At 39.8% G+C, this 17366-nt stretch carries 15 protein-coding genes and 4 pseudogenes; 5 read left to right on the top strand and 14 right to left on the bottom strand.

Features of this window, described 5'->3' with window-relative positions; translation table 11 throughout:
* Positions 1 to 4: 4 nt before the first annotated feature.
* From IPM95_11155 to IPM95_11125, 7 genes are all read right to left on the bottom strand, one after another.
* A complete protein-coding gene (locus tag IPM95_11155) occupies positions 5 to 1075 on the bottom strand; it encodes an NAD-dependent epimerase/dehydratase family protein (protein ID MBK9329834.1) in 1071 nt (356 codons plus the stop codon).
* A gap of 46 nt (positions 1076 to 1121) precedes the next feature.
* Positions 1122 to 1385, bottom strand: coding sequence for a hypothetical protein (locus IPM95_11150; GenBank protein ID MBK9329833.1), 264 nt, complete (start codon positions 1383 to 1385; stop codon positions 1122 to 1124).
* A 17-nt stretch (positions 1386 to 1402) separates the two neighbouring features.
* Positions 1403 to 1969 (bottom strand): hypothetical protein, encoded by a 567-nt coding sequence (locus tag IPM95_11145; GenBank protein ID MBK9329832.1) that lies wholly within the window; start codon positions 1967 to 1969, stop codon positions 1403 to 1405.
* 9 nt (positions 1970 to 1978) lie between these two features.
* Positions 1979 to 2812, bottom strand: coding sequence for a methyltransferase (locus tag IPM95_11140; protein MBK9329831.1), 834 nt, complete (start codon positions 2810 to 2812; stop codon positions 1979 to 1981).
* Entirely contained in the window at positions 2809 to 4089 is a 1281-nt protein-coding gene (locus IPM95_11135; protein ID MBK9329830.1) for an ABC transporter ATP-binding protein, read from the bottom strand. The genes IPM95_11140 and IPM95_11135 overlap by 4 nt, the downstream gene beginning before the upstream one ends.
* 1 nt (position 4090) lies before the next feature.
* On the bottom strand, positions 4091 to 4942 hold the full coding sequence (locus IPM95_11130) for an ABC transporter permease (GenBank protein ID MBK9329829.1): 852 nt from the start codon (positions 4940 to 4942) through the stop codon (positions 4091 to 4093).
* Positions 4943 to 5051: 109 nt separating this feature from the next.
* Entirely contained in the window at positions 5052 to 5996 is a 945-nt protein-coding gene (locus IPM95_11125) for a hypothetical protein (protein ID MBK9329828.1), read from the bottom strand.
* Between the two features lie 111 nt (positions 5997 to 6107).
* On the opposite strand from IPM95_11125, the gene IPM95_11120 reads away from it, so the two are divergent.
* On the top strand, positions 6108 to 7316 hold the full coding sequence (locus tag IPM95_11120; GenBank protein ID MBK9329827.1) for a glycosyltransferase: 1209 nt from the start codon (positions 6108 to 6110) through the stop codon (positions 7314 to 7316).
* Positions 7317 to 7478: 162 nt separating this feature from the next.
* Positions 7479 to 7856 (top strand): DUF559 domain-containing protein, encoded by a 378-nt coding sequence (locus IPM95_11115; protein MBK9329826.1) that lies wholly within the window; start codon positions 7479 to 7481, stop codon positions 7854 to 7856.
* Here the strand turns inward: IPM95_11115 and IPM95_11110 are convergent.
* Complete coding sequence (locus IPM95_11110) at positions 7842 to 8729, bottom strand: FkbM family methyltransferase (GenBank protein MBK9329825.1); 888 nt, start codon at positions 8727 to 8729, stop codon at positions 7842 to 7844. The two genes, IPM95_11115 and IPM95_11110, sit on opposite strands and share 15 nt — an antisense overlap.
* 235 nt (positions 8730 to 8964) lie before the next feature.
* On the opposite strand from IPM95_11110, the pseudogene rffA reads away from it, so the two are divergent.
* From rffA to IPM95_11095, 3 genes and pseudogenes are all read left to right on the top strand, one after another.
* Positions 8965 to 10083 (top strand): annotated as a pseudogene (rffA, locus tag IPM95_11105) (dTDP-4-amino-4,6-dideoxygalactose transaminase).
* A 36-nt stretch (positions 10084 to 10119) separates the two neighbouring features.
* Positions 10120 to 11046 carry a nucleotide-diphospho-sugar transferase gene (locus IPM95_11100; GenBank protein MBK9329824.1) on the top strand — a complete coding sequence of 309 codons (927 nt, stop codon included), beginning with the start codon at positions 10120 to 10122 and terminating at the stop codon, positions 11044 to 11046.
* Between the two features lie 6 nt (positions 11047 to 11052).
* Positions 11053 to 12168: a glycosyltransferase family 4 protein gene (locus IPM95_11095; protein MBK9329823.1), complete on the top strand. Its 1116-nt coding sequence runs from the start codon at positions 11053 to 11055 to the stop codon at positions 12166 to 12168.
* Positions 12169 to 12202: 34 nt separating this feature from the next.
* Here the strand turns inward: IPM95_11095 and IPM95_11090 are convergent, their stop codons facing one another.
* From IPM95_11090 to IPM95_11065, 6 genes and pseudogenes are all read right to left on the bottom strand, one after another.
* Entirely contained in the window at positions 12203 to 13141 is a 939-nt protein-coding gene (locus tag IPM95_11090; protein ID MBK9329822.1) for a glycosyltransferase, read from the bottom strand.
* The gene (locus IPM95_11085) at positions 13134 to 13805 is read right to left on the bottom strand and encodes a class I SAM-dependent methyltransferase (protein MBK9329821.1); all 672 of its coding nucleotides are present in this window, start codon (positions 13803 to 13805) and stop codon (positions 13134 to 13136) included. The genes IPM95_11090 and IPM95_11085 overlap by 8 nt, the downstream gene beginning before the upstream one ends.
* A 99-nt stretch (positions 13806 to 13904) precedes the next feature.
* A complete protein-coding gene (locus IPM95_11080) occupies positions 13905 to 14462 on the bottom strand; it encodes a GNAT family N-acetyltransferase (protein ID MBK9329820.1) in 558 nt (185 codons plus the stop codon).
* Between the two features lie 3 nt (positions 14463 to 14465).
* Positions 14466 to 15419 (bottom strand): annotated as a pseudogene (locus IPM95_11075) (glycosylase).
* A 720-nt stretch (positions 15420 to 16139) separates the two neighbouring features.
* Positions 16140 to 16839, bottom strand: a pseudogene (locus IPM95_11070) (WbqC family protein).
* 1 nt (position 16840) lies between these two features.
* Positions 16841 to 17366 (bottom strand): annotated as a pseudogene (locus tag IPM95_11065) (DegT/DnrJ/EryC1/StrS family aminotransferase).

Here is a 17366-nt window from a genome sequence, read left to right as displayed (position 1 = left end):
TGCATTATTTTAAAATGGACTCCAGTTGAGACGCGTTCGATTGTATCCAATCGTACACTTCCTGTATAATTTGTTTGGGCGAAATAATCGGTTTCCAGCCGGTTCTTGCGGTCACTTTTGAATTATCGGTTAAATAGATTCGTATATCGGCGGTTCTGTTTTCCGGCACTTCCTGTATCGCAATTTTATTCCCGCTTACTTCTTCACACAGCTGTGTCAGTTCCTGCAGGGACACGGATATTTCTCTTCCGCCGCCCACATTGAAAATCTCTCCGTTTATGTCATCCAGGTGATGCAGCTGCCAGTCAATCAGGCGGTACAAATCATCGGTATGCAGCATATCGCGCACCTGCTTTCCTTTTCCTCCATACCCTATGTAGCTGAGCGGTTGTTTCCAGAAATGCCTGGCCACCCACAACACCACTACACCCTGATCAATTTTGCCCATCTGCCAGGGTCCTGTCAGTACTCCGCAACGGTTGATGACGGTCCTCAATCCGAAAAACTGCTTATACTCCTGGATAAAATATTCGGAAGCCAGCTTGGTGGTCCCGTATAAGGAACGGTAGCCTTCCAATGGGAAATCTTCTGCAAGCCCCTTTGGGGAAATCCCTGTAAATGTTTGCTGTGCCGCTACTTCAAACCGCGTATCCGTTTCCTCATAAGCGATACTTTCTATGCGTTCAATCGGATAAATCCGCGAGGTAGACAGGAAGATGAAATCAGATTTGTTTTTGGTGGCAAAGTTCAGGCAGTTAATGGTACCGTTTAAATTGGTATTCACCAGATAATCCGGTGTGGAATCTATACCGGCCAGCACGGAAGGCTCTGCGCTGGCTTCCAGAATGCAGTCTATCTTCGGCAATCCGTCAAAGTCTTCCTTATTGCGGATATCACCGTGAATAAAATGGATGCCCGCTGATTTCAGCCTCGGAATATTCAGTTCAGAGCCTCTTCGTTTCAGATTATCCAATACATAAATCTGATACTCCGGATAGTTGGCCTTAAGGGATAATGCCATGGATGAACCCACAAAACCCGCGCCGCCTGTAATTAGAATATTTTTCGCTGCCATATAAATCCTGCTAAATTAAACAATTCCTGCTTTTTCTATCAATTATCTATCTTCCTGATATCCTGTTCTTTATTTTTTTGCTTATCTCCAAAATTTTATCCGCAAGAAAAACCATCCGATTCTTCCGGAGGTATTTAAAATATTCCGCTCTCAGCGGATGGGTGCAATAGGGAATATTCCAGGGTTTGTGCGTTCCTGTAAAATGGATGATTTTAACATCCAGAGAAGGATGGAGCGTATAAATATGCTGGTCCACATTCCATTCTTTGCTCAGCGCAACCCTCTTGTCGTACAACAATGCATTCAGCACATCCTGATCCCAGTATTTTATTTTTCGGCATTAGCGGTAACATATTTCGTAAACAGTTCGGCCAGCCTCTCGCTCCTGAAATAATCCAGGTTCACCAGCAGCACTCCTGAATTAAAATATTCATATCCTGCGGGAATATTCAACAGCGCATTCGTCTCTTTGGGTGATGTCGTTGCCGATACCGCCGCTATCGCATTTCCGTCTAACGAGACATCATATATTTCTGCAACATCTCCCAGAACAATCATGTCAACATCCAGATACAAAACCTTACCAATCTTTTCGTCCAGTATTTCAGTCAGAAACAATCTGTAATAGTTGGCAAGCTGCGCATGATTGGAAAGTTTAAAATGTTTCATCCGGTCAATAAAAGCATCATCCAGGCAATAGACGGAAAAAGAGTTTCCATACCTGCGGATAACCGACTTCAGCAGCGATAATTTTATACTCTTAAAGTCCGTAATGATATGAATCTGAAATGTTTGCTGAGGATTATTTTCCTGGAGGGAGGTCAGCATCACACAGGCCGGTATCAGGTATTTCTCATTTAGTGTAATGGCAATATGTATCGGCTGTTTTTCCAATGGATCATCTTATTTAGGAACAGCCACTATCCATTCCATGATGGCCGGACGCATTTCTTTTACTGCCTCTCTCCGTTGTCTGATATCCAGCCCCTCCAGCTCCCTGTAGGAATAATATTTTGCTTTGAGAATATCGTCGGTACTTTGAATGAGCTGAATGGTATGGCTTTTCCCGAGTAACTGCTGCAGCTGAATGGAAATCTCCGGATTCAGGAAATCGTGCGTTTCTATCAGCAGGGTGGCATGAACCAGATAAGGCAGGCAGGATTCTGTAAATAAATCCAGTTCATAACCCTCACAATCACAGATGATCAGGGTGTCTTTGCTTTGCGGAATCTGTTTAAAGGTTTCCTGCGTAAACGCCGTTTCTATGCACACCCTTTCCTCTACATGATTCAGCACACTCATCTGTCTGCATAGTGTTCTGGCGGTATCATTGATGTCATACGCGAATATCTTTGTTTCCGGATTTCGCAATGCAAACCCTATGGCATAATATCCTTCGGCACAACCGACATCGTACACATGTTCAAACCGCCGGCCAATCAATGTCTCGACGGTGGTATGCAATTCCGCTTCATAGCTTCCGATGATCTTCGGGAAAATCGTACTGCCCACCGACTGAAAAGACGGATATGCCATTCCCTGGAAGGGACCGTTCTTTACAACAGGCTTTCCCAAATGCTGTATTAAAAAAGGATTCAGCACCACTTCCTGCGGAGTGTTGTTTTTTTTATTCGCCTGAATGTGATTTGACAGATAGATGAGCGGCGTGGACAGCTTCCATAAGAAAGTAGAGCCGGCAATCCATTTAGCTATTTTTTCGAGCAATCTTTTTATCATCGGAGCAATTCCCATTTAGGATAAAACAATATTATGCCTGCACTCGGCTTGTAAAGCGCATCTTCGTTTTCATTTATTTTCGGCAATATTTCTATACTGGCCACACTGGGTATGTATTCCAGAATCCCGTAAAAGCTGGCAGCACCCAGGTTTAGCTGATAATTTCCGGAGCGCAGCGGAAGATTAAAGGAAGCAGCTATCGTGTACTCCACATCGGCCTCCACATTCATGACCGGATAGTTTTGTGTCGACCGGCAGTCCATTAACGTACTTCCGTGCAGATCAGAGATTGTAAAAGCAATCACACAATCCTTGACGGCCTGTGTGCTGATAAAGGTAATCTCCAGTACTATCTTATCCTCTTCCGTAAAGACCTGCTCATCTTCGTTCGTGAGATTCTTTATGCTCACTTTCGTGATGTTAAAGTAGGATGCCTTAGGCCCAATTCTCGGAATTTTGGTGATGTCAATCTCATTGTTTTTTCTGCCCGCTATCGTATATTCACTTACCACCTTGTTGATATCACCCGTCATCTTTAACTGCCCGTTTTCGAGCAGCATTCCTTTCTTGCACAATCCCTGCACCTGCGATAAATTATGGCTGACGAATAAAACCGTCTTGCCTTCATTTGCAGAAACCTCATTCATTTTTCCCAGGCACTTGCGCTGAAAGCTGGCATCACCCACCGCAAGCACTTCATCTAAAATCAGGATATCGGTATCCAGGTGGGCGGCAACGGCAAACGCCAGACGAACATACATACCGGAAGAATAACGTTTCACCGGCGTATCAATATATTTCTCCACCCCGGAAAAGGCAATGATTTCATCCAGTTTGGAAGCGGTCTGCTTGTGTTTCATGCCCAAAATGGCGCCGTTCAGGAAGATGTTTTCCCGTCCGGTCAACTCTCCGTGAAACCCTGTCCCGACTTCCAGCAACGAAGACATTTGTCCCTTAATCTTTATCTCCCCGGTAGTTGGAGAAGTCACCCGGGATAATAGTTTAAGCAGGGTAGATTTTCCCGCGCCATTTTTTCCGACCACACCCCATACTTCTCCTCTTTTAATTTCAAAGTTGATGTCTCTCAACGCCCACACATATTTGGAATCCCCTTTTTGGGTGCGGTCATTAATTTCACCAATTTTGAGATAGGGATCTTCCTTGCCTCTGATACGGTGCCACCATCGGTTCAGGTCGTGGCTCAGCGATCCCGTTCCGATTTCTCCGAGCCGGTATTGTTTACTTAAGTGTTCAACTTTAATGACGGTATCACTCATATCAGACGGTATCGGTAAACGTTTTTTCCGTGTTACTGAAAAAATAAAATCCTGCAATCAACAAAACCAGCATCGCCAGAAAACTATATCCCAGGTGCATCCAGTCAAAAATCCCCTTACCCAAAAAGGCCACCCTGAATGTCTCAATAATGGGTGTCATGGGATTGGCCAGAATTAAGATGCTGTATTTGCTGTTGATTACCGTGGACAATGGATAAATCACCGGAGTGGCATACATCAACAACTGCACTCCGAACTGGATTAAAAAAGACAAATCGCGGTACTTGGTCGTCAGGGAGGTAATAATCATACCTGATCCCAGCGCTATCCCGGCCATCATAAGCAGCAGGACCGGAACCAGCAGGATGGGAAGGCCGGGGGTCAGATGAAACGAATCCGTCAGGATATAATAAACCAGGATGGCTAAAAACAGCCCGAATTGAATCAGGAATTTCAACAAGGTGGATACAATAACGGACAACGGCAGAATCAGCCTCGGGAAATAGACTTTCCCGAAAATATACGCGTTGTCCTTAAAGGTGGTGGATGTTTTGGTCAGGCATTCCGAAAAATAATTCCAGGCCGTTACACCCGATAAATAAAACAATACCGGCGGTATTTCATCCGTGGAGAGTTTCGCCACCCGATTGAACACGATGATAAACATCAGGGTGGTCAGTATCGGCTGTATAAAAAACCACAACGGCCCCAGAATGGTCTGTTTGTAGTTGGTAACAATATCGCGCTTTACAAATTTGAACAACAAATCACGATACTGCCATACTTCTTTTAAAGAGCGGAAAGAAAATGCATGATGGCTGCGGATGGTATATGACCAGTTTTCTTCTTGCATGGTTAATTATACTAAATACAGGCTTTTGTGTTTTAAAGAATAGACAGTATTACAAAACAAAGATATCTCCAAAGGTAACTATTTTTTGGCGACTGCTAAAATTTGGCTTTTAATCTTTATGGCTAATATTCAGCGTGCCCATCAGCTGCCGGATCTTTAGCCTTATCCTTTTTATATAGGGCGGGGAATACATACGCCTTACCGTAAAATCAAAATCCGCCTGGTCTGCCACCTGGTTGACGGCAACCACACCCGGGTGACTGGTAATCGTTACCGGTTCCGTTTTCACATAATGGTACCAGTACGGAGCCTGTTTGGTATGGGTGGCAGATCCCTCAAAGCCGATATTATACACCAGATTTTTTGACGGAGCAATACAGACGGCCTGTTCGTTCAGCACACTGTAACAGAACGGATATGCCCAGGAATTAATAGTGTCCAGGCGCTGGCGCATGTCTTTATAAAAGGCTGTCCAATGGGATTTTTCCGCCTCTGAACAGGGATAAAAATCTATCTTGTTTTTCCCGATAAAATCGGGAAATGTCTTCATCTCAAAATCATATTTTTCCCAGGAACGCCTCCACGACGCCCAGCCCCAGGAATGAAAATATTTGGAAAAATAATAGCTCTCCGGAATCTTCACTGCATCCAGTAAAAAGTTATCTCCTGAGATTGCAAACACCCTCTCGTCCTGGGCATACTTTTCAAGCAGGGTGTCGCAAAACGGGAAGAAGCTGGCATCGGGGATACAGTCATCTTCGAGCACAATACCACGTTCTTCCTTGCTGAAAAACCAGTCAAGCGCCGCTTTCACACCATGGCGGCAACCCAGGTTTTCCGGCTGATACAGCGTATATATTTTTGTTGTCCGGAAACGGGTTTCCTCCACCCGTTTTTTCACCAGCCCAATCTGACGGGCATCATCCGGATGGGAAAGCCTGGGACCGTCAATAGCAATGTATACGGCGGAAACGGGAATGCTCTCCATTCTCTTTAAAAGAACTTCTGCGTAATCGGGGCGGTTAAACAATAGCAACAATACCGGTGTATGCACAAAAAGGAATTAGATGGCCAGGCAATAAATACGAGGCAAATGTAAGCGTATTTGCACTTTTTTTGTTCATTCAGATAGCTGTTTCTTTTTTCTATCTTTGAGCGCCAAGAGATGAAGGTTGTACATATCAATACATTTCCGGGAGGAGGTGCCGCCGTTGCCTGTATCCGCCTGCATGAGGAGCTGCTCCGAAGGGGTGTTCATTCCTCATTCATCTGCATCAGCAACGACCCTATTCCGGTCGAAAACAGCATTCCCATCCCGTTCAAACATCCCACATTCTTTCAACGGATGAGCAATAAGGCAGGAATACCATTGGCCGCCGGGCATATTCGCGAGCGGCTGCTGAAAAAATACCAGCCGAAATGTGAATACCTGGGAACGCCTTACAGTGATTACACCATCGAATCGCTGCCGGCGGTTCGGGATGCAGACATCATCAACCTGCACTGGATTCCGCGTATCATCAATTATCCTGCTTTTTTTAAAAAAGTTAAAAAACCTATCGTCTGGACCATACACGATGTCAGTCCGTTTATGGGTTGTTTCAACTATCCAACCGACCAGCGGAACAACCCCCAGATGGCCGCGATAGACCGTAAATTCATGGAGATCAAATCGTCTATCGTCCGTCATTTCCAGTATCCCATTCATATCGTATCTCCGTCGGTATGGCTGCTGGAAGAAGCCAAAAATCGTTCGCTGATTCAGCACTTTACCTACCATCACATTCCCTACGGTATCGATACGGAAAGGCTGAAGTACATAGAACCCTCTGAAGCAAGGCAGCAGCTGGGACTTCCGCAGGATACCTGCATACTGCTTTTTGTTTGCGAACGGCTGGAGACGAGACGCAAACGATTCGATTTAATTCAACAACTGGCACAGGAGTTATCGGGACAGAACATCCGCCTTATTGCCATCGGCGGCGGCAATTCCGATGAACAAACCGGCAACATCTCCTTTGCAGGCAGAATCAACTCCCTGGAAAAACTGAACCTCTATTATGCCGCTGCAGATTATTTCTTAATCCCGTCGGAGGAAGATAACTTTCCGAATGTGGTGCTCGAATCGCTGTTCTGCGGTACGCCTGTTATCAGCAACAATGCCGGCGGCATGAAAGATATCATAAACGATACGAATGGATTACTGGCAGACGGATTTTCCGTGGAGGAAGTAAAGGCGCATATCCTGTCACATCCGCACAGTGCCGGCTTTTACAATCGTGCGGAAATCAGTGCTGCTACCAAGATGAAATATGACGTGAAAATCATGGCGGACCGGTATATGGAAATCTATCAGGAGTTGTTGAAGAAGTAGTCTTTTACCCACCCCTAACCCCCTCTGAGGAGGGGAAACGCACGGCCCAACCTCCCCTCTTGAGAGTGGATTAAGGGGAGTGTCTCGACTGCCGTGAGAAAGAGTTTAAAAAAAGTCAGAGAAATTTTATGGAAATTCTCCGCTTTCTGTCTCTATATTGATATGAGGCGAATCATTATTCCATACAATCCCAGACTAAAAGAGTTTGCAAGACAACTGAGAAATAATTCCACTAAAAGTGAAATCAGATTGTGGCATTATCTGAAAGGAAAGCAGCGGATGGGCTATGACTTCCATCGTCAGAAACCAATTGATAATTATATCATAGACTTTTATTGTTGTGAGATCATGTTGGCAATAGAATTAGATGGCATTATTCACACTTATGAAAACGCAATTGTGCGGGATAAAATCAGGGATGAACGCTTAAGGAGTTTAGGTATTACTGTTATAAGGTTTGATAATGCCTTCGTTTTAAATCAAATTAATTGGGTTCTGGAAGAAATTGATGAAACAATTAACAGGCTAATAAATCAGTAACCCACCCCCTATCCCCCTCCGAGGAGGGAAAGCGCACTGCCCAACCTCCCCTCTTGAGAGGGGACAGAGGGGTGTGTACTCCTGTTTTTGCCGAACGGCAAATATATTAAGCTGTACATCCATATTGTTGTAAGATGCCGGTTGTATATACGGACGGGGTTGTCCTACACAACCGAAAGTAGACAGGTAATACCGAAAGTTATGTCTTGTAAGTATCCGGAGAATAACATCCAGCGTCTGAGGCTGCCCAATGAATGAATGGTATTCTATAAACAGGTTCCGCACGGACGGCAAACGGGATTCGATATCCAGCAAAACATTCGTTTCTGCACCTTCAATATCCAGTTTTAAGAAATCCACTTCCGGAAAAGTCAGGTAATCCCTGAGCTGAACGGTCTCAATGCTATGAACGGTGGTGTTGTCCAGTTCGGCGTTCTGTATGCTGCCGCTGTCAGCTCCTTCGGAGAAGAAAGACAGCGTCGTGGTTTCGTTCCAGAGGCCTTTATTTACCAGTTCAACATCCGAAAAGCCGAAGGATGCCACATTCTGAGACAGGATGGGAAATAATTGTTTATCGGGTTCGAAAGCGATGATTTTCGCCTGCGGGAATAGTTTTTTAAAATAAATGACACTAAGCCCTATATTGGCTCCGCCGTCAATAATGACGGGTTGTTTTTTATCAGATGGGAATCGGTAAATTTCCTTTTCAAAAATTCCGGGATAGGTAAACAGGAAAGAAGCGGTATCGGGAATCGTTAATTTTTGCCCAGCAAGTCTGATTCTGCTGGCTGATAGCGTGGATATCCTTTTAGCCTGCGCAACTCCAGATAGGTATGCCTGAAGGCCGGCCGGACAATGAGTTTTACTAAAAATCTAATGGTTGCAAACATTCCTGAATTTCACAAAAACAAAGGTATACATTAATTATTTGAACAGAAGGACAAATATATACCAAATGGTGGATTTGCCGGGCTTTAATTAAACCGAAGAAAATCCATGTATACCCACAAGACTGTATTCTATTATTTTGATAATTACTTTATTCTGTATCTTTGCCCTGAACAAAATAATCATTTATTATTTAAGTGATTATGCAAACTTGCAAGTAATGATACCATTTAATAAAGTTTATTTATCCGGTAATGAAATAAAATATATCACCGATGCTGCCAATTCGGGTAAATTGTCCGGTGATGGAAACTTCACCAAAAGGTGTCATGAATACTTTGAAAAAGAATACTCTTTTTTAAAGGTATTGCTCACCACTTCCTGTACTCATGCATTGGAGATGGCCGCCTTGTTGCTGGATATTCAGCCCGGAGATGAAGTCATTGTCCCTTCCTTTACGTTTGTTTCTACGGCGAATGCCTTTGCCTTGAGAGGAGCCGGCATCGTGTTTGCCGACAGCCTTCCCAACAACCCCAATATAGACCCGAAAGAGATTGAACGGCTGATTACCCCCAAAACGAAAGCCATCGCCATCGTTCATTACGCCGGATTTGCCTGCGATATGGAAGCCATTATGGCCATCGCCAACAAGCATCATATTCCCGTCGTAGAAGATGCCGCCCAGGCTATCGACAGCTATTACGACGGCAAGCCTCTCGGAAGTTTTGGCGATTTGGCGGCTTTTTCCTTTCACGACACCAAAAACATCATCTGCGGAGAGGGAGGGTTATTGGTTATCAATAAAGAAAAATATATTCAACGCGCGGAAATCATACGGGAAAAAGGAACCAACAGAACCCAGTTTTTCAAAGGGGAAGTGGACAAATACGGCTGGGTGGATATCGGTTCTTCCTACCTGCCCTCCGAAATCAATGCCGCCTTTTTACTGGCACAGTTGGAGAATTTGCGGAAAATCCAGGAAAAACGCACCGAAATCTGGAATACGTATTATAAGGAACTGACACCACTGGCTGAAGGGGGCAAAATCGTTTTACCTGATATTCCGGCTAAATCCACCGTAAACGGTCATTTGTTTTATTTGCTTTGTAAAGACATCAAAGAAAGAGACGATTGATTAACTTAAAGGGAGAATGGGGTTTATTCTGTATTCCACTATTTGCCCTTGCATAATAGTGCCTATTTTATGGATAAATACAAAGGGGTCGATCTTCCGAATGCTCGAAATTTTGCTGATTGCATGATACGACTGCCTTTGTTTTATGAATTAAACGATGACAGTCAGATAAAAATAATTGATTGTATAAAAAGTTTTTTCTAAATTGTAATTGTTGCTTTTTAAATATTGTCGTATTTTATGTTCGGGACACCTATATTGTTTATTGTTTTTAATCGTCCGGATACTGCGGCAAAGGTGTTTGAACGCATCAGAGCGGCACAGCCTAAACGATTGTATATTGCAGCTGACGGTCCAAGGCAGCATATGCCGGAAGACGCAGAAAATTGTAGAAAAACAAGAGCAATTGTAAGTCAGGTGGACTGGGAATGTGAGGTCAAAACATTATTTAGAGAAGAAAATTTGGGTTGTGGCGTTGCACCTGCACAAGCAATTACCTGGTTTTTTAATCATGTAGAACAAGGAATTATATTAGAGGATGATTGTTTTCCAGATTTAAGTTTTTTTTCATTTTGCGAAACATTATTGAATTATTATCATGATGATGAATGGGTGATGCATATTTCCGGCAATAACTTTCAATTAGGCAGGCAAATAGGCGACGGCAGTTATTATTTTTCGCAAATAGCCCATATTTGGGGTTGGGCTACCTGGAGAAGAGTTTGGAATCAATTTAGTTTTAACTTGAATAATCTTGAAACATTTATTGAAAAAAATACCGAATTAGACCCCTTCTGGATAGATTCATTCAGGTATGTGCAGAAAGAACAACCAAAAGATATATGGGATTGCCAATATAATTATGTATTGTTTAAGAATGCAGGAAAAGCTATTATGCCAAACATAAATTTAGTAACAAATATTGGTTTCAATGAAGATGCCACACATACCAAAGGTGCTGTATTATATTATTACAATCAGGATTTTGGTTCTATAAACCATATCAGACACCCCACAATCAATACAATCAATAAAGCAGCCGACCAATTTACCGTAGATACTTACTATGTACAGAAAAATACATTAGCCATTAAAATAAGATATAATATAAAACGAATTAAGGACAAGATTTTTCGGACGTTTTGCAAAAGACAAATCCCTGCTTAATAAAACATGAAAATTTTATTTGACCATCAGGTATTTATTTGGCACAAACGCGGTGGTGTTTCAAGGTATTTTGCTGAATTGATGAAGCAAATAGCTACGATGAAAGATGTGTCGTATGAATTGCCATTAATAAACAACCAAAATATACATCTGGCTGAAAATGGCATAAAAAATTCTTTCTTTAATCGTTTGGCTAGTCATTCTTTTATAGCCGACTCTAAACTGAAACAATATCTGGATTATACAGATACCTATAATGTTATCCGCACCTTAAAAAAACAACAATTTGATGTGTTTGTACCCACATTATATGAGACCTATTTTTTACCCTATATAGGGAATAAGCCATTTGTAATTACAATTCATGACATGATACATGAGCTGTTTCCCGAATATTTCGGGGAAACGGATTTGTATTTAAAACAGAAGAAGGAACTGATAAAAAAAGCAAGTAAGATAGCCGTAGTTTCGGAAAACACAAAGACAGATTTACTGAGAGTCTATCCTGAAACCAATGCCGACAAGATTTATATAACAGGCACTAACCACGCAGTAAAGCCTTATACATCTGATGTTGGACACAAATTGCCAAGCAGGTATATCTTGTTTGTTGGCGAAAGAGGTGGTTATAAAAATTTTAATTTCTTTATAAAATCCATGTCAAAAATACTTGCCGCCGATAAAGAATTGTTTGTGCTTTGCATGGGTGGAAGTGCTTTTTCAAAAGAAGAAATAACGTTATTTCAACAATTAACTATCCAAAAACAAGTAGTGCATTATATCGCTGCCGAAAAAGAACTATATACTATATACAATAAAGCGTTAGTGTTTGTTTTTCCGTCGTTGTATGAAGGATTCGGCTTGCCTACCTTAGAAGCTATGACGAGCCAATGTCCTGTTGTGCTTACCGATATTGCGGTTTTCAGAGAAGTTGCACAAGATGCAGCGGTATATTTTGACAGTAATAACAGTGATGAACTGGAACATGCGGTAAGGGAGTTGATTTATTATAATACCAATAAAGAAATACTTATTAAGAAAGGGTTAGAGAATGTTAAACGATATACCTGGGAAGAGATTGCAAAGAGATGTGTTCATCTTTACCAGACGGCAATGGAATAATCAGGTATACATGTTTAGAACACAGTTTTTAATCTTACTTTCTAACGTATTCAATATAAGATTCAAAATTCCTAAACAAATATAGCAGGTCACGAAGACTAAATGCGGAATACCTAACATTCCACATCAGTAAGACTAAATTCCTGGAATATGCCCAACGGTTATTTTCTGTTCTGTTCAGCGCAAGTGTTTCTTGCAGCCTGCGCGCATACATTTTTTTTGCCAATACAGGTGATGTGACATTTTCTTCCAGTACTTTTAAGGTGGGGATAGTTACTTTTTTATACCAATCCAAAACAGACTTGTCGTGATAACTGCCATGCACATGAATTGTATAACGAGCCATTATCCTATCAATATATTTAAAATGTCCATTTTGGCTCAAAAATAGTACCATTGCCCAGTCTTGAAGCGGACAACTCATTGTACACTCGGGATAATTATGCTTATATACATTTCTGTAAACCAAAGATATTGATTGAGTAGGATTATATTGAATAATATCGTCTATCGTAAAGACGTCTTTTGTATGGGTCCAATAACCCCCTTTTTCATGCAACTTCAGATTAGTAACGGTGCCGTCGCCAATAATGCTATGGTCGTGGAATGTGCCAACAAACTCGGCATGGTTTTCCAAGAAATCTACTTGTATTTGCAATTTGTCAGGGTCTGTCCAACAGTCATCACCTTCAACATAGGCAATATATTTTGATGCCGGCGCGTTGAGTAAATCTATATAATTTTTAGCGGCACCTACATTTTTCTCTTGTAATATAAGTGTAATTAAATCCGGATATTTTTCCTTGTATTCCAGCAATATTTCGCGGGTTCCGTCGGTGGAACAATCGTCGGCTATAATGATTTCATAACTAAATTTAGTTTCCTGCATCAAAGCACCTTCTATGGCTTGCCGTATATAATTTTTGTGATTATACGTAATAATACAGACGGACAAAAGCGGAATATTAGTCATTTGTTTTTTCCTTTTTCACATTAAAAAATATACTACTGCATAAGTCAGGATATTGTTGGCCAAGCTGATAGCATCCCTCTAAATATTCAGGAGAAATAATATCAGTTCCCAGTAATCTATCCCATTGGAAATTAGCTAGTGCTTTAAAGAAAATACCCGAACGATGAATTACATTTAATCCGGCAGCTTTTGCATCTCTTTCTAAAGTATCCAACGTAGAGGTAATGTTGTGCCCGTGTTCTTTTGCTGCAGGAGTAACGGCTGAATTATGACTAATTAATCCCATCTTTACTGCAATTTGTCGGGAGGGAGCGTTTGCATTTGGACAAACTAAAAAGAATCTACCATTATCACTTAACCACTCGTCATTAATTCTTTTTAAGACAGCTATAGAGTCATTGATGTGCTCTAGAACATGAGTCAAAACAATATTGTCGTATTTTGTAGGTAAGGTAACTGTTTCAAATAATGAATTGAAAAATTTTACTTTATTACCAAACTCTTTTTTAGCGATTTCAATTGCTACATCTGAAGCTTCAACACAAGTGATATCTTCAAAGTGTGGTAAAAAACGACGTGTAAAATCACCTTTAAAACTACCTAATTCTAAAAAATTTCCATTTCTGAAAAAGGGAGCAAATGATTTTAACATATAAGGATGCATGACATCAATGTCAAATCCATATGAATATTTTCTGCCATCGTTATCCAATAATTTCTTTATTATAATCTCTTTTATTTTCCATGCTAATTTTTATGCTAGTTAAACCCAATAATTTGTTTTTTGCAATAGTTCTTCATAGTCTTTTCTGGTTATACCCACAATAATTTCATCCCAATACCTTCCTTTTCTGTAATAATAATTTCGCCTTACACCTTCTTTTTTCCAACCTAATTTATTACAGTAAAAAGATATAGAAACATTATTGTACTCAATCATAGAACCATCTAATCTTTCAAGATGCAGCTCATCAAAAGCATATCTCATTGTTGCCATTACCGCATCTATTCCATAGCCTTTACCTCTAATGTCCTTGTCACCCAAAACAATTCCATGCCAAGCATGATTGTTTTTCCAATCAATTTGCATGATACTAGATAATCCAATTATACCTTGATCTTTTGTCTCAATTGCAAATCTTTGATTTAACAAATCGCTTTGAAGATGTTTAAACCATGTCTTTTGATATTCAAAAGAGCTTGGGAAATTAATGTTTCCAATAATATCTTGTGTTTGTGGGTCATTTGCCCATTTATGAAGAGTACTAAGATCAGATTCTTCAACTGCTCGTAGAATTACTTTATTTCCTTGTATATTCATGCGTTAGTAAATTAATTCTGCTAATCCAAATCCATATCGTCCAAATTCATTTCCATTATAGAACATATATACTTTACCATCAAGTTCAAATATATGAGGATAATGCATGTCTTGTGAATCCCATCCTGTCTCTGAGAGCTGAATTCCAGCATTTGCATCATCACGAGTCCAGTTTATTAAATCATTAGAATAAGCATAGCCTACACGATACCCTCTGTCATTATTTCTAAAATCAAGACCATATCTGTAACTAAAATACATGTGATATTTTCCATCATAAAAAAAGACATCAGGACCTGCTTGGCATTCATCATGTTCAAGAATTGAATCAAGTATGTTTCTCCCATTTCGATTCCAATTTAACCCATCTTCAGATGTAGCTAACCTGATTTTATATATTGACTCTGATTTACCTTCATTATTTAATACCCACTTTTCTCCAGCTATGTAAAACATATACATTTTATTGTTAAATACCCTCACTTTGGGTCCACTTGCTTGAAATGGTTCATTTAGTGTTCTAGATAGTATTGGCCCTTTACCTAACCTTCTAAATTTTTCACCATCCTCGCTAACTGCAACACCAATTTCCACGTTTGAAAAGATTGATACAAGTCTAGTCCAACCTGCATAAATAAAAATATATCAAGTTATTAAACCTTATTGTACAACTTGGATAGATGCCAAATTCATCAAAAGTTCCTAACTCTCCTAACTCAATATTGGCTTATCAGCTACTCTAATAATTCTCTTAAGGTTTTTCCTGTCAAAATCTACAAAAGAAGTGTAGCTAACAAATTGACCGTTTGCATCTTTAGGAGGTCTGCACGAAAAGTAGACTCTTACAAAATCATCAAAAATAATTGTTGATGTACACTGAGCAAATTCATGCAACCAAGGTCTATCCTTGATAGTTGTAGGATCAAATATTCTTCCTAATTTATTCCATTTCAACATGTAAGATAATTATAGTGTAAATTCAACTAATATGCCACAACAAAGCTCAGGTAGTTTATGCCCAACTCACATAATCATTAATATATTTTTCTTCCAACTTTAGTGAAATCATTTGAGAAGTAGATAAAGGTTTCAAATAAATTCCCTCCAGTCGCTTGATTTTATATCCATGTCTTTGGATTAGACTAGTTAGCGTCTCAACAGTATAATATCTTTTGATGCCCACAGATTTTATCATGTTCGGATAATAACTGCATATCAGGTAAATCGCCAGCAAGATTTCCAAGTCTTCTATTCATAACCTCTGCATTAGGAACAGAGATATACATTTTCCGTCTTCCTTGAGGTACTTTTATACTTTTCTAAAATAACATCAGGGTTATCGACATGCTCCATAATATAGCCCAATATGATTATGTCAAATATCTCCTCTGTTTCAAATTTTTCAAAATAAACTTCCTCTATTTCGGCATTGCATTTAGGGGAACGCTACTCTAAAGTTTTCAATGACCGCAGGTGAGGCATCAATAACTAAATACTTCTTAAAAAAATTTGAAAAGTAGTTTGTAGAGATACCGTGTCCTAATCCCAATTCTAAAACAGAACTGTTTGGATTAGAAAATCCAGTAACCCTTTTTGGATACTAATTCATTTGAATTTGATTGTCAAATTCGTAAATAAACTTTCCCTGATACGCATCTAAATGTGAATCTAATTGGTTCATTCTATTTTGAAATTATTTAAGTAAGGAGTTAAAGCACTCTTCGGGTTAAACATTATTAAGTCAATTATTGAAAGCCAAGGTAAGAAATCATTATCAAACTGCACATAGCTAATTTCGTTAGACCGTATGAATTGCAAATCAATATTTGCAGACTTGAAATTTGGGCTGGAGTATAACGAACGCCCTCCAATAGCATTTATGTATATATCTGCCTTTAAGTATTTGCAGATTGCCAATACTTTTTCTTCAGATTTAAAATTGTGGTTAATATCAATAGTTGATGACAATAAACTCAGTTTTCATATCGAGGTACTACAGATTAATTTAATGGAATTAAATACAAACTCAAAAAGATTATAATTGCTAAAATTAAAAACTTCTTCTATAACTTGGTATGCATCATCAAAACACGGAGCCTTACGATAACTTTCTTTTATTTTTCGGAGAATTTTTTGCTTATCGTTTGTAAAAGAGTCAGCCAAATATCTTTGACATACATGCAAATAGTCAGAGTCCTTTTTTAGGGGCAGTGTTATAAATTCATCCTTGCCATTTACTAAAAATCCTGTTTCTGTTAATCCATCCTTTTTTTGTAAATTCTATATTGTCATAAATCACAAACTTATCTACCGCATTGATCAGCTGAAAGTAGCCGATGTAAGGGAAAAAATAAGGCTGCATGATGGCTACTTTCATTTTACACTTCATTATTAATCTCAACAATCAATTTTAATTCATTAACAGATAATCCAGCATACAAAGGCAAACATAAAATACAATTGGCAATATTTTCTGAAATCGGCATGGGTTGCCCATGAGTATATGGAATGGTATTCAATGATGGGTAAAAATATCTCCTTGGAAGAATATTACATTCGAGCATTTTTTTCTGAACAGAGAGCAGTTGTTCTTCAGTGGAAAAAATAATCGGATAATAGCTGTTATTCCAGATAGTATGTGCGCGGATGCTGATTTTTCTGATTTTTTCAAAGTCCAGATGGGTATCATAAAAATCCACCACCTTTTTCTTTCAGAAATGATTTTTTCCATATAGGGCAGCACTGCCAAACCCATAGCTGCCTGTAATTCGGATATCTTACCATTGATGCCCACACCATAAAAATCTATTGGACCTAAATGTCCAAAAGTATGACTGTAAAACATCTGATGGTGTAAATCAGCATCTTTTGTAAACATGGCACCACCTTCACCGGTATGAAAAA

It is taken from the genome of Sphingobacteriales bacterium, from assembly GCA_016719635.1.
Taxonomy (GTDB): Bacteria; Bacteroidota; Bacteroidia; order Chitinophagales; family JADIYW01; genus JADJSS01.
This window is presented reverse-complemented; position numbering and strand designations above follow the sequence as displayed.